22 protein-coding genes are annotated in these 20,542 nt (G+C 32.0%); 11 read left to right on the top strand and 11 right to left on the bottom strand.

Translation table 11 applies throughout. The features are described 5' to 3' along the window. Window positions 1-4 precede the first annotated feature (4 nt). Window positions 5-1,183: a Pycsar system effector family protein gene (locus NYQ10_RS21880; protein WP_289878243.1), complete on the top strand. Its 1,179-nt coding sequence runs from the start codon at window positions 5-7 to the stop codon at window positions 1,181-1,183. A 235-nt stretch (window positions 1,184-1,418) separates the two neighbouring features. Here the strand turns inward: NYQ10_RS21880 and NYQ10_RS21875 are convergent, their stop codons facing one another. After that, entirely contained in the window at window positions 1,419-3,788 is a 2,370-nt protein-coding gene (locus NYQ10_RS21875; RefSeq protein WP_289878242.1) for a GAF domain-containing protein, read from the bottom strand. Window positions 3,789-4,014: 226 nt separating this feature from the next. Between NYQ10_RS21875 and NYQ10_RS21870 the strand changes: the two genes are divergently transcribed. Together NYQ10_RS21870 and NYQ10_RS21865 are read left to right on the top strand one after the other, a co-directional pair. After that, complete coding sequence (locus NYQ10_RS21870; RefSeq protein ID WP_289878241.1) at window positions 4,015-4,767, top strand: glucose 1-dehydrogenase; 753 nt, start codon at window positions 4,015-4,017, stop codon at window positions 4,765-4,767. Between the two features lie 72 nt (window positions 4,768-4,839). Then, window positions 4,840-5,421 carry a TetR/AcrR family transcriptional regulator gene (locus NYQ10_RS21865; RefSeq protein ID WP_289878240.1) on the top strand — a complete coding sequence of 194 codons (582 nt, stop codon included), beginning with the start codon at window positions 4,840-4,842 and terminating at the stop codon, window positions 5,419-5,421. A 323-nt stretch (window positions 5,422-5,744) separates the two neighbouring features. Here the strand turns inward: NYQ10_RS21865 and NYQ10_RS21860 are convergent, their stop codons facing one another. The 9 genes from NYQ10_RS21860 to NYQ10_RS21820 form a co-directional block, all read right to left on the bottom strand. Beyond that, on the bottom strand, window positions 5,745-6,803 hold the full coding sequence (locus NYQ10_RS21860; RefSeq protein ID WP_229349243.1) for a nucleoid-associated protein: 1,059 nt from the start codon (window positions 6,801-6,803) through the stop codon (window positions 5,745-5,747). 44 nt (window positions 6,804-6,847) lie between these two features. Next, on the bottom strand, window positions 6,848-7,207 hold the full coding sequence (locus tag NYQ10_RS21855; RefSeq protein ID WP_289878239.1) for a four helix bundle protein: 360 nt from the start codon (window positions 7,205-7,207) through the stop codon (window positions 6,848-6,850). Window positions 7,208-7,300: 93 nt separating this feature from the next. Further along, window positions 7,301-7,843, bottom strand: coding sequence for an IS1096 element passenger TnpR family protein (locus NYQ10_RS21850; protein ID WP_289878238.1), 543 nt, complete (start codon window positions 7,841-7,843; stop codon window positions 7,301-7,303). 210 nt (window positions 7,844-8,053) lie between these two features. Next, on the bottom strand, window positions 8,054-8,653 hold the full coding sequence (locus tag NYQ10_RS21845) for an HPP family protein (RefSeq protein WP_289878237.1): 600 nt from the start codon (window positions 8,651-8,653) through the stop codon (window positions 8,054-8,056). A 99-nt stretch (window positions 8,654-8,752) separates the two neighbouring features. After that, the gene (locus NYQ10_RS21840; RefSeq protein WP_289878236.1) at window positions 8,753-10,033 is read right to left on the bottom strand and encodes a chloride channel protein; all 1,281 of its coding nucleotides are present in this window, start codon (window positions 10,031-10,033) and stop codon (window positions 8,753-8,755) included. Window positions 10,034-10,379: 346 nt separating this feature from the next. After that, a complete protein-coding gene (gene gloA2 / locus NYQ10_RS21835; RefSeq protein WP_111363319.1) occupies window positions 10,380-10,769 on the bottom strand; it encodes an SMU1112c/YaeR family gloxylase I-like metalloprotein in 390 nt (129 codons plus the stop codon). Then, window positions 10,769-11,344: a sugar O-acetyltransferase gene (locus tag NYQ10_RS21830; protein ID WP_289878235.1), complete on the bottom strand. Its 576-nt coding sequence runs from the start codon at window positions 11,342-11,344 to the stop codon at window positions 10,769-10,771. The genes gloA2 and NYQ10_RS21830 overlap by 1 nt, the downstream gene beginning before the upstream one ends. 3 nt (window positions 11,345-11,347) lie before the next feature. Beyond that, window positions 11,348-11,806, bottom strand: coding sequence for a YciI family protein (locus NYQ10_RS21825; RefSeq protein WP_289878234.1), 459 nt, complete (start codon window positions 11,804-11,806; stop codon window positions 11,348-11,350). A gap of 164 nt (window positions 11,807-11,970) precedes the next feature. Further along, window positions 11,971-12,429, bottom strand: coding sequence for a DinB family protein (locus NYQ10_RS21820; RefSeq protein ID WP_289878233.1), 459 nt, complete (start codon window positions 12,427-12,429; stop codon window positions 11,971-11,973). 141 nt (window positions 12,430-12,570) lie between these two features. Between NYQ10_RS21820 and NYQ10_RS21815 the strand changes: the two genes are divergently transcribed. The 8 genes from NYQ10_RS21815 to NYQ10_RS21780 all read left to right on the top strand — a co-directional run bounded on the left by NYQ10_RS21815 (window position 12,571) and on the right by NYQ10_RS21780 (window position 19,258). After that, window positions 12,571-14,736, top strand: a complete 2,166-nt coding sequence (locus NYQ10_RS21815) for a TonB-dependent receptor (RefSeq protein ID WP_289878232.1) — start codon at window positions 12,571-12,573, stop codon at window positions 14,734-14,736. A gap of 377 nt (window positions 14,737-15,113) precedes the next feature. Continuing rightward, window positions 15,114-15,734, top strand: coding sequence for a hypothetical protein (locus tag NYQ10_RS21810; protein ID WP_289878231.1), 621 nt, complete (start codon window positions 15,114-15,116; stop codon window positions 15,732-15,734). Window positions 15,735-15,757: 23 nt separating this feature from the next. Then, entirely contained in the window at window positions 15,758-17,110 is a 1,353-nt protein-coding gene (locus NYQ10_RS21805) for a histidine kinase (protein WP_289878230.1), read from the top strand. Then, window positions 17,110-17,436: a 2TM domain-containing protein gene (locus NYQ10_RS21800; RefSeq protein WP_289878229.1), complete on the top strand. Its 327-nt coding sequence runs from the start codon at window positions 17,110-17,112 to the stop codon at window positions 17,434-17,436. Before NYQ10_RS21805 ends, NYQ10_RS21800 begins: the two co-directional genes overlap by 1 nt. Continuing rightward, complete coding sequence (locus tag NYQ10_RS21795) at window positions 17,417-17,746, top strand: 2TM domain-containing protein (protein WP_289878228.1); 330 nt, start codon at window positions 17,417-17,419, stop codon at window positions 17,744-17,746. Before NYQ10_RS21800 ends, NYQ10_RS21795 begins: the two co-directional genes overlap by 20 nt. 2 nt (window positions 17,747-17,748) lie before the next feature. Further along, the gene (locus tag NYQ10_RS21790) at window positions 17,749-18,054 is read left to right on the top strand and encodes a 2TM domain-containing protein (protein WP_289878227.1); all 306 of its coding nucleotides are present in this window, start codon (window positions 17,749-17,751) and stop codon (window positions 18,052-18,054) included. A gap of 19 nt (window positions 18,055-18,073) precedes the next feature. Then, on the top strand, window positions 18,074-18,454 hold the full coding sequence (locus NYQ10_RS21785) for a 2TM domain-containing protein (RefSeq protein ID WP_289878226.1): 381 nt from the start codon (window positions 18,074-18,076) through the stop codon (window positions 18,452-18,454). A gap of 39 nt (window positions 18,455-18,493) precedes the next feature. Next, window positions 18,494-19,258 carry a LytR/AlgR family response regulator transcription factor gene (locus NYQ10_RS21780; protein WP_289878225.1) on the top strand — a complete coding sequence of 255 codons (765 nt, stop codon included), beginning with the start codon at window positions 18,494-18,496 and terminating at the stop codon, window positions 19,256-19,258. Window positions 19,259-19,503: 245 nt separating this feature from the next. Here NYQ10_RS21780 and NYQ10_RS21775 read toward each other — a convergent pair whose 3' ends face one another. Next, the gene (locus NYQ10_RS21775) at window positions 19,504-20,529 is read right to left on the bottom strand and encodes a COX15/CtaA family protein (RefSeq protein ID WP_289878224.1); all 1,026 of its coding nucleotides are present in this window, start codon (window positions 20,527-20,529) and stop codon (window positions 19,504-19,506) included. Window positions 20,530-20,542 lie beyond the last annotated feature (13 nt).

Below are 20,542 nucleotides of genomic sequence, written 5' to 3'. Positions count from 1 at the left end.
CTTTATGAATCTAATAGAACAATCCGAAGATTTCGTCAGTAATTTACTCAAAGATAAACTTTCTAATTTATATTCTTACCATAATTTTAACCATACTTTCACTGTGGTTACGGCGGTAAAAGAACTTTGTAAAAAAGAAGATGTCGAAGCTGATGATAAAGAGGCGCTTTTAGTAGCGGCGTGGTTTCACGATACAGGATATGTTCATGGATATGAAAATCACGAAAATACAAGCACCAAAATAGCTGCTGACTTTTTGCGAGAAAAAGGAAAATCAGACGAATTTATAGCACTTGTTTCTAGTTTGATTTTAGCTACAGCTAAAGAATATGAACCGAAAACACATTTGGAAAAAATCATTAAAGACGCCGATTATGCGCATTTAATGGGAACTGAATACACTACAACTTGCGAATTATTACGTCTGGAATTAAAAAATACTGGAATTGTAAGTTTTTCTAACGCCGAATGGACGAGAGAAAATTTAAATTTCTTATTGAATAAGCATCGTTTTTATACCGATCACGCTTTAAAAAAATGGCAACCATTAAAAGAAAAAAATCTATTATTAATTCAGAAGAAAATCAATAAACAAGAATTAAAAGCCGCCGCTGCGATCGAAGAAGAAAACAAAAAGAAAGACAAAACAGAAAAACCAGATCGCGGAATTGATACTTTGTTTCGTGTTACACTTGGAAATCACACACGTTTAAGCGGAATTGCCGATAGTAAAGCGAATATTTTATTGTCTGTAAATGCTATTATTATTTCGATTGCACTTTCGTCAATTATCCCAAAATTGGATAGTCCAAAAAATGCACATTTGGTTGTTCCGACTTTTATTATGTTGATGTCTAGTGTAATTACGATTATTTTTGCAATACTTTCAACAAGACCAAAAGTAACATCAGGATTTTTTACAAGAGGAGATGTAGAAGCTAAAAAAGTAAATTTAATGTTCTTCGGGAATTTCTATAAAATGCCTTTGGAAGATTACGATTGGGCAATGAATGAAATGATGAAAGACAGAGATTATCTTTATTCAACTATGATTAAAGATTTATATTATCTTGGATTGGTTTTGCAACGAAAATACAATCTACTCCGAATTGCCTATAACTTTTTTATGTTCGGATTAATTATAACGGTTATTTCGTTTGTAATTGCTTTTAAATCGATTTAAATTTTAAAACATATTTTAAAGATTAGCAGCTTTGTCAAAGTTTAAAACTTTGACAAAGCTTTTTTTATACAGAAATGTTTTTAAACACATAGAAACATAGTTTTCTCTTTATCTACAAAAGAATTAAAAAAGAAACTAGTTTCTCACACATAGCTATGTGAATTGATGCAAGTGAAACGCCTTTTTTAAGTTTCAAAATCTATGTTTCTATGTGTTTAAAAAAAAAGCTCAACTTTTAGTTGAGCTCATCTAATAAATCTTGATAGGTTATTTTTTTGGTCTTCGAATTTGAAGTATTATTAATTACTTTAACTCGAATCGCTCGCAAGCCAGAAACACCTTGAAGATCTTCTACTTCAAATTGCTCAATCGCAGGTTCTAAAATTTTCTTGTGTTGCAGGTATTTTATATATTTTAAGTATTCAGCTTCTTCACTATTTTGAGAATAAACAATTGTAATTTTCTCTTTTTCAGTAATTCTTTCGTTACTTCCTTTAATGTTCGATTTGTCAATTCGTTTTTTTACGACTTCATATCTTGCATTATATGTTCCGTCAACATCAAAACGTTTTTCATCCATTCTAAAACGAATAGAAAGCGGAGAACTGAAAACCAAAATCAGTGAAGTAACATCCAATTCGTATGGAAGCGATTCTTTAAGTTCGTGATGTTCCAATTCCATTTCGCATAAAGTCTGCAATTGCCACAAACGAAGATTATGCAAATACATAATATCGAACGGTCTAGTTGGCGAAATTGAAGCTCCAATGTATAAATTATGTTCTACACCATCCGTTTTAAAACGTTCGTAATAATGTGGATATATTTGTTGCGCTTCAACTTGTTTTTTATCTAAAACAGTTGCAAGTCTTTTATTGATAATAGACATTGCGTTATCAAACTTTTTTCTTTCATGATAAAACATTCCAGTTTTTTCATCTAGCTTTTCAAAATAAAGTTCTGCTAATTTTTCGTCTTTAGCGCTGCCTTTTGTGTTTTTTAAAATCGGATGAATTTCTTCTTCAATATAACGCTGAATATGTTGTTCTGTATCTGCTTTTAAAGGAAAATCCAATTCACTTCTAAGCGATTCTAATTCAAACTTTCTTTGTTCTAAAAGAACTAGATTAGAGTTAGGTTTTTGATTGTCAAAGATTTCCAAAAGAGCTGTAAGCTGACTTTTTAAATCAGTTTTTACAGTTTCATTTCGATGTTCAGACGAACCTTTAATATCAATTTGTCCATAAAGCGGAAATACATTTTTAAAAACAATTTCCTTAAAAATATAATCCTTTGTATGATTTAGGTTTTGAAAGTAATTCTGAGATTCTTTTTTAAATTTCCAATATACACTTGGGTGAATTGTAGTGTACTCACGCTGAATAATAGCTTCAACTTGATGCTGCATATCCGTATTATAACGATCAATTGTGTCTGTTAAATACGGCAGAACTAAATCCAGTTTTGTGGCATTTACACTATTTAAATCTCTTGGCTTTTCAGAAACTAATTCTACAACACCCAACAAATGACCGTCTTTTATAACTGGAGCAAAAATACAGCTTTGAATATTTTGCTTTAATAAATGTTCGCCCAGTCTTTTATTTGTTGATTCTTCTGTGAATTTTTTGACATTAGAAATTACAAAAGGCTCATTCTTGTCCAATAAATTTTCGAATGAACACCCAAAAAAAGCATTTTTACAATCTAATTCCTGTTCGGTCGAAAGTAAAAAACTTCTAAGTTGTGTGTCATATTTTTCAGGTCTGAGAAATTTCTCTTCTTCGGGATTGTAAATAATAAAACCGACTTTTAGATTCGCAAGATTAAAAATAGACTGAAATATGTTAGAAATCTCCTCTCCTGAAGTAGCGGTTGTTGCGCCAGGTTTTAGCAAATTACTTTTTAAAGTAGAAATTGCACTTTCTGTCGTAGCGTCAAATAAAGAAACAATTCCGAAACCTCTTAAAATCCAGCTTCCTTTTGGGAATTTAGATTTCCATAAATCAATATCATTATAATTGTCAATAAGCTGATCAATATCTTCTTGAGTCAACTCAATAGCATTTTTAGTTGGAATAATTTCCATGAAATCAGCATTGTACAAAATTCTGTAATGCCTTTCTACACCATTTTCATCTGGAATATCGTAGAAAAAAGGCTGATTAAAGTCGATATGCTGATTGTAATAATAGCTAAGAATCAAACAGCAGTTATTGATATAGAATTGATGTTCGCTAAAATCACGAATTTCCATATAAAATTCATCTCCTGCATTTTTCAAGATTTTCTTGAAACGCTCTGTATAATTAAAAGAAATATTTTGAAACGGAATCGTTACTGCTTTAATCTCGTTGTGCGTCAATGCAGTCGGAAATAAATCGGCTAATATATTTTTGATTAAAGCTTCATTGTCTTTAATGACAGAATAATCGGTAATTCCAGTTCGTAATTCTGGAATCAAATCGATCTGTTCTAAAATAGCTTTGGCGTAATTTGATCTGTAATCAACATCAGACAAAGCAATTTCTTCAAAAGATTCAATTAGCTTATGAAAAGAGATTATGGTGGCAAAAGGACTTTCTTTGAAAAATTGAATATCCATCTTAGTTTATTTTTAATGCAAAATTAATGATAAATTAAGAATCTATGGCATTTTACGATTTCTTTCCTTTATAACTAAATAATTATATCCTTTATAAATAAAGGCTTGAAAAAGTATTATTTAAAAATTAACTTATTTTTAACATAAATAATAACGGAACGATCGTTCCGTTATTATATCTTTGTATCATAATAATTGAATAATCAATAACTTAAAAAATTATAAAATGAAAAATTTAGAAAACAAAGTAGCAATCGTGACAGGTGGAAACAGTGGAATAGGATACGCAGCAGCTGCTGACTTGTTATCGAAAGGGGCAAAAGTAATTGTAACAGGAAGAAACAAAGAGGCTTTAGCAAAAGCAGAAACTGAATTAAACGTTACTGGAATTGTTGCCGATCAATCTGATTTAAAATCAATTGACAGTTTAGTAGAACAAGTAAAAGCACAATTCGGAAAAGTTGATATTTTATTCTTGAATGCTGGAATTGCAGCTTTTGCTCCAGTTGACTCAGCTTCAGAAGATCATTATGACAATATCATGAATGTGAATGTAAAAGGAGTTTATTTTACAGTTCAAAAAGTATTGCCAATTTTAAATGATGGTGGTTCTGTTATTTTCAATACTTCTGTAAATGCACAATTAGGAATGCCAGGTTCTAGTGTATATGGAGCAAGTAAAGCAGCAGTTTTATCATTAAACAAAATTTTTGCAGCAGAATTGGCACCGAGAAAAATTAGAGTAAATGCAGTTTCTCCTGGTCCAATTGAAACTCCATTATACGGCAAAGTAGGTTTGGAAAAAGAAGAAGTTGAAGGTTTAGGCGCAGCTTTAGGAAACAAAATTTTATTGAAACGTTTTGGACAAGCAGCAGAAGTTGCTAAAACAATCAGTTTTTTAGCTTCAGATGATGCTTCATTTATTACAGGAACTGAAATTGTTGTTGACGGTGGACTTACTGTAAATACAGTATTATAATTTTTTTGACTAATTCAGGAACGATTGTTCCGTATTTTTAGTATCTTTGGAAATTGATTTAATTTTGAAGCGATGGCTAGAACGAAAGAATTTAACGAAGATCAGGCTTTAGAGAAAGCAATTGAAATTTTTTGGCACAAAGGCTACAACGGAACTTCTGCACAAGATTTGGTAACGCATTTAGGTTTAAGCCGTTCGAGTTTGTATGATACTTTTGGCGATAAGCAAAAGCTTTTTGTAAAGTCTTTAAAACGCTATCAGCAGCAAAATCAGGAAAGTTTAATTCAGCTTTTTGAAAACTCTGAAAATATCAGAACAACGATTACAGAAATTTTCAAGCAAGCTGTTTTAGAAAGTCTTCAAGACAACATTACAAAAGGTTGTTTTATGGTAAATTCTGCTGTTGAATTGGCGATGCACGATCCTGAAATTGGAAAAATTGTTCACGATAATCAAAAATCGGTTGAAGATATTTTCTATAATGCCGTAAAAAAGGGGCAGGAGTCAGGTCAGATTTCAGATAAACAAGAAGCCAGATCGCTTGCCCGTTTTATCTTTAACAATTATTCTGGAATTCGGGTTTTGGCGAGAGGAGGCGAGAAAGACAAACAAGTTTACGATGATATTCTAAAAGCTATTTTCTCTTTATTTTAGAAAGAATTATAGCAAATAAAAAAAGGCAATTACAAATCGTAATTGCCTTTTTTATTTAAATATAATATTCTACAAAAAAATGTCAAAATACCCCAGCGTGGTAAAATATTTATAGAATTTCAAGAACACCAAAGAAAAAGCTCCAGAGGAGCGACATATATTTTTTAATTTATAAATATATGTCGCTCCTCTGGAGTTTTATATTGTAAATATTTCTTCTTAACTATAAAGATTTCGCTTGTCCGAAGCTAAAAGTAAAAACGGCAGTTACGTTTGTAACTGCCGTTTTTTGTTTTAAGTAAGTAATAGAAAATGAAAACTTCTTAGCTTTTTTCTTCTTTATTGAAGTAAACTAAGTAGTAATACATTTGCTTTTCTTCATCCCAGCCTTTTTCAACAAATTTTTCTGCACTTTCAGGATTAATAAAATCCATTTTGATTTGGATGTGAGTATCTAAATTAATCACATTTTTAATCGATTTTCTAGCGTCAGAAACGGCAGCGTTGGCAATTGGGAATGAGGTTACATCTTCGATGCTGTATTTTTCTCCTTTATCAACTTTATAGTTTTTAAATTCAGGAATCAAATCAGGATTGTCTAATACTTCATTCAAGAAATTCTGTTCTTCAAACTGATCATTTTTAGCGAAATAATTCACAGATCGGTTCATAAACATTACTTCCTCTTTCTTATCTTCTGCTGGCAAAACAACGTCTTTTGCGAAGTTTTGACAGAACTTTAAATATTTTTTAGTGATGAAATTTTCATCTTCAAAAGCATCAACAGACAAAAAGTGCTCTAACCAGTAACGCGCGTCGTAACGGTTGCTATCAACAGTTAAAATTTTGTATCCTTCTTCTTTTTTATAATTGAAGATCAAACATCCTTTGTCTAATTTATTCAAGTTGATTCCTTGTTGCAGAATCATTTCAAGGTTGCTGTTTTTTTCTTCAAATTGTAAAAAGTCAGCTTGCAATTCACTTTTAAAAATTCCGATTGCATCAACAACATTGTTATCAATGCTTAAGTTCGTCAAATATGTTACATAAACTTCTCCGTTTTTAATATGCGGATGATTTGACTGCTCGTATAAATGTTTAGTGATGTTTTTAGAAACCTCATGTACACTAGATGGATTCGCAAAAATCTCAGTTGCATATTTGAACATGTCGTTGTAATCCAAGTCCACTTCGTGTGCAAACTGATAATAGTTTTCTTCTTTTTCTCTAAAAGGCTTAAAAAAGAATTCTTTTATCAAAGGAACAATTTCGTCATTTAAATTAAATGGCTGCTCCGATAAAAAAATTGCTTCGTTACGGCTTTTGTTTCCTACGCGGTGTATCGCCAGCGTCTCGATGTGGGTGTTGAAAAGGTTGATCATTTTTTTTAAGGTGCTGAGGTTCTGAGATGCTAAGGTACTACGGTTTAGTTTCTATCCTTTATTTTATTAATAAAAGAAACTAACATTCTTTCTACTTCGCGGCTGTCCTCATATAAATTGTTAAAATCTTGTTCTTTTAGAAAAGATATATTTTTTGCGATTTCTAATTGAGTCTGCATTTCGAATAAAGACCCAACAGAAATATTTAGAAAGCGTAAAAAATCTTTATCACTTTCTCTTCCAAATCCTTCTGCAATATTACTTGGAATAGAAATCGAGCTACGTCTAATTTGAGAAGTTAATCCGAAGATTTCTTCTTTTGGGAAATTGTTTGTTGAAAAATAAATTTTGGTCGTTAAGGCCATCGATTTTTGCCAAATTATTAAAGTTCTAAAATTGCTCATTTTTCATTTTTAAATTAAATATAAAAATAAGAAAAATCTTTCAAAAGAAAAATCTTAGAACCTTAGCCTCTCAGAACCTTAGAACCTCAAAAACTAATTCCAATTCTCCTCAAATCCATAATCTTCGAAGCTATCGTCTCCTTCGAACATATCAAGATCATCTTCGTCTAAATCGTCTTCAAATTCTCCGTAGATATCGTTGTGCATATCATCGGCTTCGAAGTTTTTTTCAAGAGCTTCGTCTGGCATTTCTCCGTGAGAGAATAAAGTTTCAGGATAAGTTGCGCCAACCGTTTCATCTTCAACCGCAGCCAATTCTACTAAGAAAGTCCACATACTGATGAAATCATAAACATAGATAATTTTTGTGTTTTCTTTATCTAAAATACTAGACAATGGATAATCGTTCATGGTTCTCATTTCGCCAGGAACATCGCCTGTATCAAAAAGAGGAATTTCATCTTCCTGATTCCAAGTATCATCACAAGTATAAAATGAAGCCACTTCTGATCCGTCAAAACCAAAAGCGTTGAAGATTGCATTGTGTAAATCCTCAAGTGTATCTTCCTCAAGAATAGCAATGTCTCTAAAAATATCTTCTTCGGCGTCTAGAATAACTCTAAATTTATAAACCATAATCTTTGTTTTTATTGAGAGGTCAAAGGTAAAATATAAAAAATGAAATACGAATTATGAATTACGATTTGTTGAAAAGATTTTTTGATTTTCTTGACTAGATGATTTCTATTGTCAGGCTGAGCGAAGTCGAAGCCCCAGTCCAATTGGAACGCCCTTCTCCCGAAGCCTCGGGATCGCTCAGGGTGAAAGTTGAATAGAAGAGAACAATTACCTCCCAGTCAATCTCTTTCTAATTTTATGATAATGTTTGTGGTAAGTACTGTGACTAGGATAACTTCTGCTTGAAGTCATATTATTAAAAACCAAGGCAGTTAAAAGTAAAATCATGACTCCTGTAAAAACTGGAGAAAGAACATACATATAACCAAGGGCTTTTACTTTTTCTGTTCCAATAACTGCAATTAAGGCCGTTGCGCCTCCTGGCGGATGAAGCGTTTTAGTAATCTGCATTAAAATAATGGCAAAAGAAACTGCTAAAGGTGCCGCAATCCACATAATGTCTGGGACAAGTTTATTGACTGTAACGCCAACAAGAGCCGAAATTACATGTCCGCCAACTAAATTTCGAGGCTGAGAAAACGGACTCTGAATAATTCCGTAAACCAATACACTCGAAGCTCCGAAAGAACCAATTAAATAAACCGCATCTGGACCAGAAAAATGTATAGATTGAACGTAAGCCAAAATTCCGATTCCAACAAAAGAACCTAAGAAAGACCAGAAATGTTCTTTATAATCTATTAGGGTTTCTTTGTAAAGAATATAACGTGTTTTGCGATAGCTTCTTTTTATTTTTTCAGTGGGCATAGTGTGGTATTATTTTGCTCGTTATGTTTTTAAATACACTTTGAGGTATATTATTTTAGACTTTATTGCTTTGAAAATCTGTAGCTAATTAATTTGAGTTTATTTGATTAAGCTTGGCGAATAACTGTATACTGTGTATGGATAAATCGTTTTTGCAGTAAATTTTGAAATCAAACAAACTACAAGAATTGGGAAAAATAAAGTATAGTCGTTCGTTAATCCGCAAACTAGAAAAATGGCAGTAAAAGGCGCATGAATACTGGCACTTAAAACCGCTGCCATTCCGATAATCATAAAGTTAACCGGAATTACATTTACATGAAAAAAACTATTTAAAATTGAAGCCAATAACAATCCTAAAAATGCTCCGATAAATAAACTTGGCGCAAAAACACCGCCGTCACCGCCTGAAGCCAATGTTATTGAGGTAACAATTGGTTTTAGAATTAAAATTCCGATAAATGTAAGTGCTAAAGTAATTGTCAATTGAGCTTGATGCGCATTTCCAAAAATACCTTTAATTGCATGATAGCCTTCTCCGTATAATTGTGGAAAAAAGAATAAGGAAAGACTTAAAACAGCAGATCCTAGAATGATTTTATAATAATGTGTATCGATTTTTCCGAATTGAGATTTGAAAAATAATACACAACGTGTTAGATAAACAGAATTCATTCCTGCTAAAATTCCTAAAAGAATAAAATACGGAATGGCTTTTAAATGCCATGTTGTGATTGAAACTGCAAACAACGGTTCTTCTTTCAAAATTGACAATAATCCAAAAGCAATAGAAACGGCAATTAAATTTGAAATGATGAATGCTCGTGTTACTTTTTTGGAAATGACTTCGAAAGCAAATAAAACTCCCGCAATTGGACTGCTGAAAAGTGCCGTAACTCCTGCCGCAACTCCCGCGCAAATTAATTCTGTTTTATATTGACGGAAAACATTTTCTTTTTCGTGTGCCACAGAACCAATTGTCGCCGTCGCAACAACGGTAGAAACTTCGATTCCTGTTGATCCTCCAAAAATAACCGTTAATAATCCGTTGATAAAGTGTGATGGAATTTTATAAGAAGGAAGATTTTTAGATTTTGAAGCAGTACTTTCAAAAACTTCTTTGATTCCCTTGTTTTCTTTTTTCTTAAAAAGGTATTGTCTTAAAAAATAAATTACAGATAATCCGAAAACAGGAAAAATGATGTAAAATATAGGATGAACTGAAACTTCGTGAAAGAAGATTTCTTCGTAATATTCGGTTATTTTTTTTAGTGAAATTCCGAGAAAGGCTGAAAGAAAGCCAATTAAAATAGAAACAATAACTAATTTTCGGAATTTAATGAATTGATGATTTTTTTTGATTTGCGCCGTTTTGTTCATCAGAATAAGATTAAGAAATCCGCATTTTTTTTCTGCGGATTACAAAATTAAGCATCAAAATCGGTTTTTTCTAGGAAATCTTTATTTTAGTGTGTTAAAATGGATATAAACAAGAAAATTCTTTCGATGTGTTGTTTTGCCACGAAGGCGCTAAGACACAAAGTTTTTTTTTAAAATGGATGGTTAAAGTCAAAGTTTGTCATTTCGACGAAGGAGAAATCTCCACAAGTAACTCCGCAATCAAAATCGCCAATCTTTGTAGAGCTTCTTATGGAGATTTCTCCTTCGTCGAAATGACAAAAAATGAGAGAAAACTTTGCGTTCTTAGTGCCTTTGTGGCAAAAACTTATCTTTCATAAAACTCAATCGGTAACAAATCTGGATCAGCAATAAAAGTGAAACGTTTTTCAGTAGTTTCATCAATTCTAATTGGCTCTGATTCTATATTTTTTGAAGTTAAAAAAGCAATAGTTTCTTCTAAATTTATAACTTCAAAAGCCAAATGTCTTAAACCAACTGCTTCGGGTCTAGAAGGTCTTTGCGGCGGATTTGGAAATGAAAATAATTCAACAACATACGAACCATTCAAAGCCAAATCTAATTTATAAGATTGGCGTTCTTCGCGGTAAATTTCACGAATAATGGTTAAACCTAAAATCTGTGTATAGAAATATTTCGATTTTTCGTAATCAGAACATAAAATGGCAATATGATGAACTTTATTAAGTGTAAGCATTATGATTTTGATTCAGTTTCTTGATTTAATTTTCGGATAACTTTTGCAGGATTTCCAACCGCAAGCGAGTTGTCTGGAATATCTTTTGTTACTACAGATCCAGCGCCAATAACACAACCTTTTCCTATTGTTACGCCTGGACAGATAACCGAGTTTCCGCCAATCCAGCAATCATCTCCAATTGTGACAGGATAAGCATTTTCTAATGTTTTTCTTAATTCAGCGTCAAGCGGATGCGATGCAGTATAAATTTGAACATTTGGTGCAATAAATACATTTGAACCAATATTTACTGGTGCGCAATCCAAAACCACACAATTCACATTAAAATAAACGTTTTCACCAGCAAAAATATTATAACCATAATCGCAATGGAAAGGAGGTTCTATATATAAACCAGCTCCAGCATTTGGAATCAGTTCTTTTAAAATTTCTTTTGCTTTTTTGGTAACTCGATATTCTTTTACGTTTAAGCTGTGTAAAAGGTTTTTTGCGGCGCGACGACCTTTTAGTAATTCTGGATCAAAAGCGTTGTAATATTCGCTAGAGATCATTTTTTCTTTTTCTGTTTTCATTATTTACATTTTCGTCTTGGCAATTTTATCATGTATTTTTACCGTTTCCTGCAAAGCTGCGGTACAATACCAAGGCGTTAATTCTGCTTCGAGTAAATTGGCTTTTATAGCAGGATCTGTTTCTACCAATTTTTTTGCTTCTTCGACAGTTTCTACATTAAATACATAAATGCCTCGATAGTTTCTGTCATTTTTCATGAAAGGTCCAGCAACAACTAGTTTTCCTTCTTTAGCTAATTTATTAATATTAGCCATATGACCTTCAAACAACTTTTTGCTTTCTTCTTTTGAAGCCGTTGTATTGCTTCCAGATTTTAAAAGACAAAAAACATATTTCTTCATTCCGTATTCGTCGGCGTGAAGCGATTTTGCTAAAGCTTCATCATATTTCGCCTCGGTTTCTTGTGAAAAAGCGACAGTATTAAAAAGTAAAAAGGCTAGAATAAAAATTGAGGTTTTCATCTTATAATTTAAGTTTTAAAATTAATCTGAGTCTCATTTTTGTCATTCCGACGAAGGAGGAATCTTCACAAGAAACTCCGTGAGGAAATCGTCAATCTTTGTCGAATTACTTACGAAGATTTCTCGTTCCTCGAAATGACAATATTATGGAAATCTTATCTTAACTAAAGCAGTTTCTTTAAAATAACAATTTGCCCCAAATGATACACATCGTGCTGAATAATTCCGTGCAAATGTTCGTAATAACTATGACCATTATTAACATAGATTTTTGCTAAATCAGCGTCATCAAAAGTTTCAAAAAAGGTATTCCAAGATTCTTGCGATTTTGCCAATGTTTGAAGCGATTGTTCCCAAGCAGCTTCTGAAGGATCTATAACGGGAACAAAATAATTATGATCTGGAGTTTTGATAACTTCTCCTTGCATACGTTCTAAAATATTTCTTCTCCACTGAATTAAATGATTCACTATTTCCCAAATCGTGTTCAAATTTGGATTTATTTTTTTGTAAGCTTGTTCTGCCGTTACATTTTGTAAAGTGTTGGCTAGATTAACTTCTAGCCAAGGATTTCCATTATAAATGGATTGATATAAATTTGAAATTCTTGTGCTTTCTGACATAAATGGTAATTTTTTGGAATTCCTAGCTAAGATACAAATTAGTCATTTACAACTCATCCTCGAAATTCTACAATTGGGTTATTATATATTTTTTAACGTTTAATGTTAAAATATATTTGCCTCATCAAAACCAAAGATGATATGAAAACCAAATTATTTTTTACCATTAGCTTTTTATTTTTTACAGCTTTAATTTTTGCTCAGAATACTATTTCGGGAAAAGTTGTAGACCAAAAAGGAAAACCAGTTGTAGGTGCTAATATTTATATTGACGGAACTTACGACGGAGCAACAAGTTCTGAAACAGGAGATTTTTCTTTTGAAACTACTGAAACTGGAAATAAATTTTTAGTGGTTAGTTTTTTACTTTTTGAAACATTCAAACAAGAAATTGATGTTGCGAATTATAAAGATCAAACTGTAAAATTAAGAGAAAATGTAAATGCCTTAGATGCAGTTGTTATTACCGCTGGAACTTTAGAATCTGGAGAAAAAGCAAGAGTTTCTGTTTTAAAACCACTAGATATTGTAACAACGGCAGGTTCAGCTGGAAATATCGTGGCTGCTTTACAAACTTTGCCTGGAACTCAAAGCGTGGGTGAAGACGGACGTTTGTTTGTGCGCGGAGGAGAAGCAAATGAGACACAAACATTTGTAGACGGAATTCGTGTAGCGCAACCATACGGTGCAACTACAAATAATTTACCAACTCGAAGCAGATTCTCTCCTTTCTTATTTAGCGGAATCGCATTTTCTACTGGAGGTTATTCTGCAGAATACGGCGAAGCATTATCGAGTGTTTTGCTTTTGAATACGAATGACGAAGAAGATCACGAAAAAACAGATATCGGATTTATGACGGTTGGTTTGAGTTTAGGAAATACTCAAAAATGGGAAAAAAGCTCATTGAGTGTTAATGCAATGTATGTAAATCTTGCACCTTATCAAGCTGTAATTCCACAAAATGTAGATTGGAATAATCCGTATCAATCGCTTGGAGGAGAAACGGTTTACAGATATAAATTTACAAACGGAGTATTTAAATTATATGCTTCTTTTGATTCTGAAAGATTCGATTTAAATCAGAAAAACATCAATTTTGAAAATCCGATTAGAACGGATATGAACAATAATAACTTCTATTTGAATTCATCTTACAAAGGAAGTATCGGACCAGGTTGGCAATTAACTTCTGGAGTTAGTTATGGTTACAGCAAAAACAAATTGAAATATGATATTACTGGAATTAATAATCAGGAAAATGCAGCACAGTTAAAATTAAAATTCTCAAAGAAATTCTCAAACTATTTTAAATTTTCTTTTGGAGCAGATTATTTCATTACAAAATTTAATGAAGATATTGCTGACAACGCTTCTCTAAATGTTGCCAACGGTTACGACTCTAATATTTTTGCATCTTATGCAGAAGGAGATATTGCATTCTCAAAAAATTTAGCTTTAAAAGTTGGTTTAAGATATTCTAACAATAGTTTATTAAATGAAAATAACATTGCGCCAAGGGCTTCTTTAGGATATAAAGTTTCAAAAAGCAGTCAATTTTCTTTTGCTTACGGAGATTTTACGCAGACACCGGTTGTAGATTATATTAAATATTCTAAATATCATCAGTTTGAAAGTGAAAAAGCAAAACATTATATTTTGAATTATACGTTTACAAAACCTGGACAATTGCTTAGAACAGAATTATATTATAAAGATTATAGCAATTTGGTTCAGTACGATACAAGAGATATTCAATACAATTCGGTTTTTAATAACAACGGATCGGGTTATGCAAAAGGTTTTGATTTGCTTTGGAGAGACAGTAATTTGTACAAAAACTTAGAATATTGGATTTCTTATTCTTACATCGATTCAGAAAGACAGTATAAAAACTTTCCAAATATGGTAACTCCTAGTTTTGTTGCCAATCATAATCTATCTGTGGTGACAAAATATTTCATTACAGATTGGAAATCACAAATCGGATTTACAAATAGTTTTAGTTCAGGACGACCGTACAATGATCCGAACCAAACACAATTTATGAACGGAAAAACAAAATCGTACAATAGTTTGAGTTTCAACTGGGCATATTTATTGACAACGCAAAAAATCCTTTATTTCTCAGTTTCAAATATTTTAGGAACTCAAAATGTTTTTGGATACGATTATGCCAGAACACCAGACGCAAGTGGAGTTTATCAAAGACAAGCTATAATTCCGACAGCAGACAGGTTTTTCTTCGTAGGCTTCTTCTGGACGATTAGTCAGAATAAAAATGAGAATCAGTTAAAAAACTTATAGTTTTTAGGTTCAAAGGTACAAAGTGAAAAAGGTTCAGAGGTTATTGAAATGAGTTGATTTTTAGTAGAAAAACCTTTGTCCCTTTGTACCTCTAAACCTTTGCCCCTCAAAAAAAAACAATTCAGTAACCAAAATCAACAACTCAGTATTATTTAATTTTATAAGAGTAAAAACCGATATACTTTTGAAGTATAAATTAAAAGGAACAAAGAAGCAAAGTAACAAAGGTTCAAAGTTTTTTGAATGTTAATAATAAGAAAATCAAACCTCTGAACCTTTGCAACTCTGAACCTTTGAACCTAAAAAAGAAGTTTTAATTATCAATCAGAAAAAAACTTAGAACCTCAGAACCTTAGTAACTTTAAAAAAAAGAAATCATGACCAAAATTATCACTGTTATTACATTATTTGTTTGCAGTTTATTATCTGCACAAACACAATTTGAACAAGGAATGACAAAAGCTTTTGGGCTTTGGAAAGAAGGAAAAAATACAGAAGCTTCTCAATTATTTGAAAGAATTGCTGCTGCTGAAAAAAACAGTTATCTGCCAAACTATTACATCGCTTTAATCAATACAACGGCAGTATTTACAGAAAAAGACAAAACAAAAATTACTCTTTTATTGACAAAAGCACAAGACGCTTTGGATGTAGAATTGATAAAAGATCAAAGCAATTCAGAATTATACGTAATGCAGGCTCTAATCTACACTGGATATGTTGTGGCAGATCCTATGACAAATGGAATGAAATATTCTGGTAAAGTTATGGAAGCTTACGCGAAAGCAAAAGCGTTAGATCCGAACAATCCTAGAGCTGTTTTTGGAGAAGCTGATTACCAATTAGGAGGCGCAAAATGGACAGGAGTTGATACAAAACCTTTATGCGCGCAAATTGATAAATCTATTGAACTTTTTAATACATTTAAACCAGCAACACCTTTTTCTCCAAAATGGGGATTAGAAAGAGCTTTGGAAATTCAAAAAACTTGTAAATAACAAACTAATATAAGCAGCATATAATGAAAGAAAGAACATTTACCGATCTGAAAAGTGGAACAATAGTCTGTTTCAAGATTTCTATGATCTTTGCCGTAATATTTTCTGCTTCTTTAGGAGATGATTTAAATGTTAGAAATGTTCTTTTAACTTTCTTTATAAGCTGTCTTTATTCTTTCGGATTGGGTTTTGGAAACGGTTTTCTTAATGTACTTCTAGATAAAAAATGGGATTGGCTAGAACAAACAAATCTTAGAGTTTATTACGGAATTCTAGTAACTGTTTTGTACACCGTTCCCGTAGTTTTAGCCATAAACTATTTCATTTTTGTGGTATTGCAAGATGTAAGTTTAGAGGTGTTTTTGGGAGGAAGAATGATATGGGTACATCTTTTTTATATCATTTTATCATTAGGAGTTTCCACTTTTTTACAAGCCAGAAGTTTCATGGTAAAGTGGAAAAAAGCTTCAAAAGTTGAAATTACACAGCAAAAAATTATCGCCGGAACTGCCAGCGCAAAATTCGAAAGTTTAAAAAACCAGATTGATCCGCATTTTCTATTTAATAGTTTAAATGTTTTAAGTTCTTTGATCGAAGAAAATCCTGATAATGCGCAACGTTTTACTACTTCTTTATCTAAAATTTACAGATATGTTTTAGAGCAAAAAGATAAAGAATTGGTTTCTGTTGAAGACGAATTATCATTCGCAAAAACCTATATGAACTTGCTGAAAATGCGTTTCGAAAATAGTTTGTTTTACGAATTGCCAACAGAAAATAGTAATCCAGAAGCCAAAGTGGTTCCGCTTTCTTTACAGCTTTTATTAGAAAATACAGTAAAACACAATATTGTAAGCGAACAAAAACCATTGCATATTAGAATATTTATTGATGGAGATTATCTGGCAATTCAAAATGATCTTCAGAAAAAAGAAGTTTTGCAAGACAGACAAGGTGTTGGATTGCAGAATATTGTAAACCGTTACGGAATTGTAACCGACCGAAGAGTGAAAATTGATCAAGACGAAAAGAATTTCACGGTTAGAATTCCAATTTTAACCAAACAAATTACAGTTATGGAAATGAGTGCAGAATATACAGATGAAGCAAAAGCATATTATAGAGCCAAAAAAAGAGTAGAAGAACTAAAAGGTTTTTACGGAAATATTATAGCATACTGTTGTGTGATTCCGTTTTTAGTTTTTATCAACTTAAAATTTTCACCAGGATTTCAATGGTTTTGGTTTTCAGCTTTAGGATGGGGATTTGGAGTTGTCATGCATGCTTTTAAAGTTTTTGGATACAGTTCAGACTGGGAAGAACGTAAAATAAGAGAAATTTTGGAAAGAGATAATAAACAAAAAACGTGGAAATAATGACTGATAAAGATTTTACTGAAGCGGACCGTTATTATGATGCTCGGAAAAAAGTAAAAGAAATAAGAGAGTTTTATGAACATCTTACCGTATATGTTTTGTGCAACCCAATTGTAATTGTGGTCAATTACATGGTTTCTCCAGAATATCTCTGGTGGATTTGGTCGGTAATGGGTTGGGGAATTGCGATAATCTTACACGGATTAAAAGCTTTTGAATATCCGCCTTTTTTTAATAGAAAATGGGAGGATAAAAAAATACAAGAACTTTTAGAAAAAGAAAATAAACGTAGATTTGAAAGTAATCATGGAAACAAATTTGAGTAACAATCAGGAACAAACTATTTTGAAGGAAATGGCCAGCAAAAAAGTGACGCAGCTGAAGTCTTTTTACAATCATTTATTCGTTTATGTAATTTCGATGATTGTATTTCTTCTGAAAGAATATACCAATCTGCCACTTCATTTTTTTCCAATAAAATACATCAATTGGGTGGTTATGATTATTTGGTCGGCGGTAATACTTGGTTCTGCTATTGATATGTTTGCATCTTACAAAATTTTTGGCACACAATGGGAACAACGTAAATTGAAAAGCATCTTAGAAAAAAAATATAAAAAACAAAAATGGGAATAGTCATGGAAAGGAATTTAAGCGAAGAGGAAAGATATATTGCGGCTAAAAAGAAAGTCGAAAATATTAAAGGATTTTATGGAAATCTGGTTTCTTATATATTAGTAAACGCGATTTTAATCTTTATCAATTTATATACATCACCGCAATATTTATGGTTTTTCTGGCCGCTTTTGTGGTGGGGAGTTGGTGTTATCTTTCATGGATTAAAAGTTTTTGAAGTTTTTCCTGGAATGGGCAAAGAATGGGAAGAAAGAAAGATCCAGGAATTTATGGAGAAAGAAAAAGAGAATAAAAACAAGTGGCAATAATTTATTAAAAAATATAGTTATGGGACGTTTTAGAAGAGATATGTACGAAGAATATGCAAAACAGCATTCTGGAGAATATACTAACGACGAAAGTTACAATGCAGCCTATCAAAAAGTAAAAAAAATAAAAGGATTTTATTCCCATTTGAAGGTTTATGTAATTGTAAATATGATTATTATTGTATCAAGTTTAAGTAGAAATCATTTAGGAAGCGGAATCGATTTCAGCGGTTTATCTGAATGGCATACTTATTCTACAGCATTCTTTTGGGGAATTGGTTTGGTAGCACATGGATTATCTGTTTTTGCTTCTGAATGGTTCTTTAACTCGGATTGGGAGCAAAAGAAAATCCAGAAATATATGGATAAAGACGCCGCAAATAAAAATAAATGGGAGTAACTTTGAACTAATATTTTTTCAAATTTTAGCATATAGTAAATGATTACATTAATTATAGAAGACGAAAAACCAGCGGCAAGATTGCTGCAAAGAAAACTTGAAAAGTTAGATGTTACGGTAGAAACCATGCTTCATTCGGTTGAAGAATCTATCGAATGGTTTGAAAACAATCCACATCCGGATTTGATTTTTCTGGATATTCAGCTATCCGACGGTTTGTCTTTTGAAATTTTTGAAAAGATTGATATCAAAAGTGCAATCATTTTTACAACAGCGTATGATGAATATGCTTTAAAGGCTTTTAAATTAAATAGCATAGATTATTTACTAAAGCCAATTGATGAAGATGATTTGGAAACTGCGGTTTCTAAATATAAAACGCGAATTCCGAAAACAGCAGAAACTTCAAACCTGCAATTAGATTTTGAACAGATTCGCCAAATGCTTTCAAATCCTTTTGAAAAGGAATATAAAAAGAGATTTACGGTAAAAATTGGTCAGCATCTAAAAGTAATTACAACTGAGGAAATTGAATGTTTTTTTAGCGAAAACAAAGGAACATACATTCATACATACGACAATCGCGATTATTTGATTGATTCGACTTTAGAAATTTTGGAGCAAGAATTAGACAAGAAGGATTTTTTTCGCGTAAGCAGAAAATTTATTGTTCCGCTAAAAGCGATTAAAGAAATTCAGGTTTATACCAATTCTCGACTTAAAGTGATTTTACCAACTTACAAAGAAGATGAGGTAATTGTGAGCCGAGAAAAAGTGCAGGATTTTAAGGCTTGGTTGGGGTAATAGATTTTATTAAAATTAGAAATCCAACAGATTTTAATTCAATATAACCCCAGCGGGGTGAAATATTTATAGAATTACAATAAACAATTAAAATAAGCTCCAGCGGAGCGGCATATATTAAGGATGAAAAAAATATGTCGCTCCGCTGGAGCTTTCTTTTTCTATAAATATTTCGCTTCTCTGAAGCTTACAAAAAAAGCTGTCTTTTTGAGACAGCTTTTTTATGTTTTAATATATATTCGATTTTATTTGCTCAATCTATGCAAAGTAAACGTCATCGCACTCAAAAGGAAAAATGCCATAATCTGGTGAATTAATCCTAAAGCCAAAGGAACGCTGTACAATAAAGTGAAAACTCCCAGTAAAAATTGAATGAATACAAAAACAACTAAAGTATTGATTCCGTTTGCTTGAGTTCTTGTAAGCGTATATTTTTTGCTTTTAAAGAAAAGAAAAAGAATAATCGCAACAACTACATAAGCAAAAGTTCTATGTACAAATTGAACACCGCTTTTTCCTTCAATTAAATTTTTGATTAAAGAAGATTGCTCAATAAAAACCGACTCATGAATAAATTCTCCATCGCTCATTAAAGGCCAGTGATTGTGAATTAACCCTGCATTTAATCCCGCAACAAAACCACCGTAAATAATCTGAATTAATAGTGCAACTAAAGCATAACGTGCAATTTTTCGAAGTGGTAATATTTTATTGATATTTCTTTCAGGATAAATTAAATCTAAAGCTACCCAAAGCGTATAGGCGAAAGTGATAAAAGCAAAAGTTAAGTGTAAAGAAAGTCTAAAATGGCTTACATCTGGATTGTCGATTAATCCGCTGCGAACCATAAACCAACCCAAAAAGCCTTGGAAACCTCCCATTGCCAAAAGAACTACGCATTTTTTTATGGTTGGCGTATCTAATTTCTTTTTAGCTAAAAAGTAAACAAATGGAACAAAGAAAACCAATCCGATAATACGACCGATAAAACGGTGAAACCACTCCCAGAAATAAATAAATTTATAATCGGCTAATTGGAAATCGTTGTGAATATTGATTTTTTGGTATTCAGGAAACTTTTTATATTCGTCAAAAGCGGCCTGCCATTTGGCTTCTGTTAAAGGTGGAAATGTGTCGGTTACCAAATGCCAATCGGTCATAGATAAACCTGAATTGGTCAAACGTGTAATTCCGCCCACAACAACCATTAAAAATAATAAAACACAACCCGATAGTAACCAAATGATTACTGATTTATTCTCTTTTTTCATTTTATTAAATAAT

It is taken from the genome of Flavobacterium johnsoniae (genome assembly GCF_030388325.1).
GTDB lineage: Bacteria > Bacteroidota > Bacteroidia > Flavobacteriales > Flavobacteriaceae > Flavobacterium > Flavobacterium johnsoniae_C.
This window is presented reverse-complemented; position numbering and strand designations above follow the sequence as displayed.

Coding starts and splice junctions, on each gene's coding strand:
- NYQ10_RS21880 (WP_289878243.1), top strand. CDS start 5: ATGAATCTAATAGAACAATCCGAAGATTTCGTCAGTAATTTACTCAAA.
- NYQ10_RS21875 (WP_289878242.1), bottom strand. CDS start 3,788: ATGGATATTCAATTTTTCAAAGAAAGTCCTTTTGCCACCATAATCTCT.
- NYQ10_RS21870 (WP_289878241.1), top strand. CDS start 4,015: ATGAAAAATTTAGAAAACAAAGTAGCAATCGTGACAGGTGGAAACAGT.
- NYQ10_RS21865 (WP_289878240.1), top strand. CDS start 4,840: ATGGCTAGAACGAAAGAATTTAACGAAGATCAGGCTTTAGAGAAAGCA.
- NYQ10_RS21860 (WP_229349243.1), bottom strand. CDS start 6,803: ATGATCAACCTTTTCAACACCCACATCGAGACGCTGGCGATACACCGC.
- NYQ10_RS21855 (WP_289878239.1), bottom strand. CDS start 7,207: ATGAGCAATTTTAGAACTTTAATAATTTGGCAAAAATCGATGGCCTTA.
- NYQ10_RS21850 (WP_289878238.1), bottom strand. CDS start 7,843: ATGGTTTATAAATTTAGAGTTATTCTAGACGCCGAAGAAGATATTTTT.
- NYQ10_RS21845 (WP_289878237.1), bottom strand. CDS start 8,653: ATGCCCACTGAAAAAATAAAAAGAAGCTATCGCAAAACACGTTATATT.
- NYQ10_RS21840 (WP_289878236.1), bottom strand. CDS start 10,033: ATGAACAAAACGGCGCAAATCAAAAAAAATCATCAATTCATTAAATTC.
- gloA2 (WP_111363319.1), bottom strand. CDS start 10,769: ATGCTTACACTTAATAAAGTTCATCATATTGCCATTTTATGTTCTGAT.
- NYQ10_RS21830 (WP_289878235.1), bottom strand. CDS start 11,344: ATGAAAACAGAAAAAGAAAAAATGATCTCTAGCGAATATTACAACGCT.
- NYQ10_RS21825 (WP_289878234.1), bottom strand. CDS start 11,806: ATGAAAACCTCAATTTTTATTCTAGCCTTTTTACTTTTTAATACTGTC.
- NYQ10_RS21820 (WP_289878233.1), bottom strand. CDS start 12,429: ATGTCAGAAAGCACAAGAATTTCAAATTTATATCAATCCATTTATAAT.
- NYQ10_RS21815 (WP_289878232.1), top strand. CDS start 12,571: ATGAAAACCAAATTATTTTTTACCATTAGCTTTTTATTTTTTACAGCT.
- NYQ10_RS21810 (WP_289878231.1), top strand. CDS start 15,114: ATGACCAAAATTATCACTGTTATTACATTATTTGTTTGCAGTTTATTA.
- NYQ10_RS21805 (WP_289878230.1), top strand. CDS start 15,758: ATGAAAGAAAGAACATTTACCGATCTGAAAAGTGGAACAATAGTCTGT.
- NYQ10_RS21800 (WP_289878229.1), top strand. CDS start 17,110: ATGACTGATAAAGATTTTACTGAAGCGGACCGTTATTATGATGCTCGG.
- NYQ10_RS21795 (WP_289878228.1), top strand. CDS start 17,417: ATGGAAACAAATTTGAGTAACAATCAGGAACAAACTATTTTGAAGGAA.
- NYQ10_RS21790 (WP_289878227.1), top strand. CDS start 17,749: ATGGAAAGGAATTTAAGCGAAGAGGAAAGATATATTGCGGCTAAAAAG.
- NYQ10_RS21785 (WP_289878226.1), top strand. CDS start 18,074: ATGGGACGTTTTAGAAGAGATATGTACGAAGAATATGCAAAACAGCAT.
- NYQ10_RS21780 (WP_289878225.1), top strand. CDS start 18,494: ATGATTACATTAATTATAGAAGACGAAAAACCAGCGGCAAGATTGCTG.
- NYQ10_RS21775 (WP_289878224.1), bottom strand. CDS start 20,529: ATGAAAAAAGAGAATAAATCAGTAATCATTTGGTTACTATCGGGTTGT.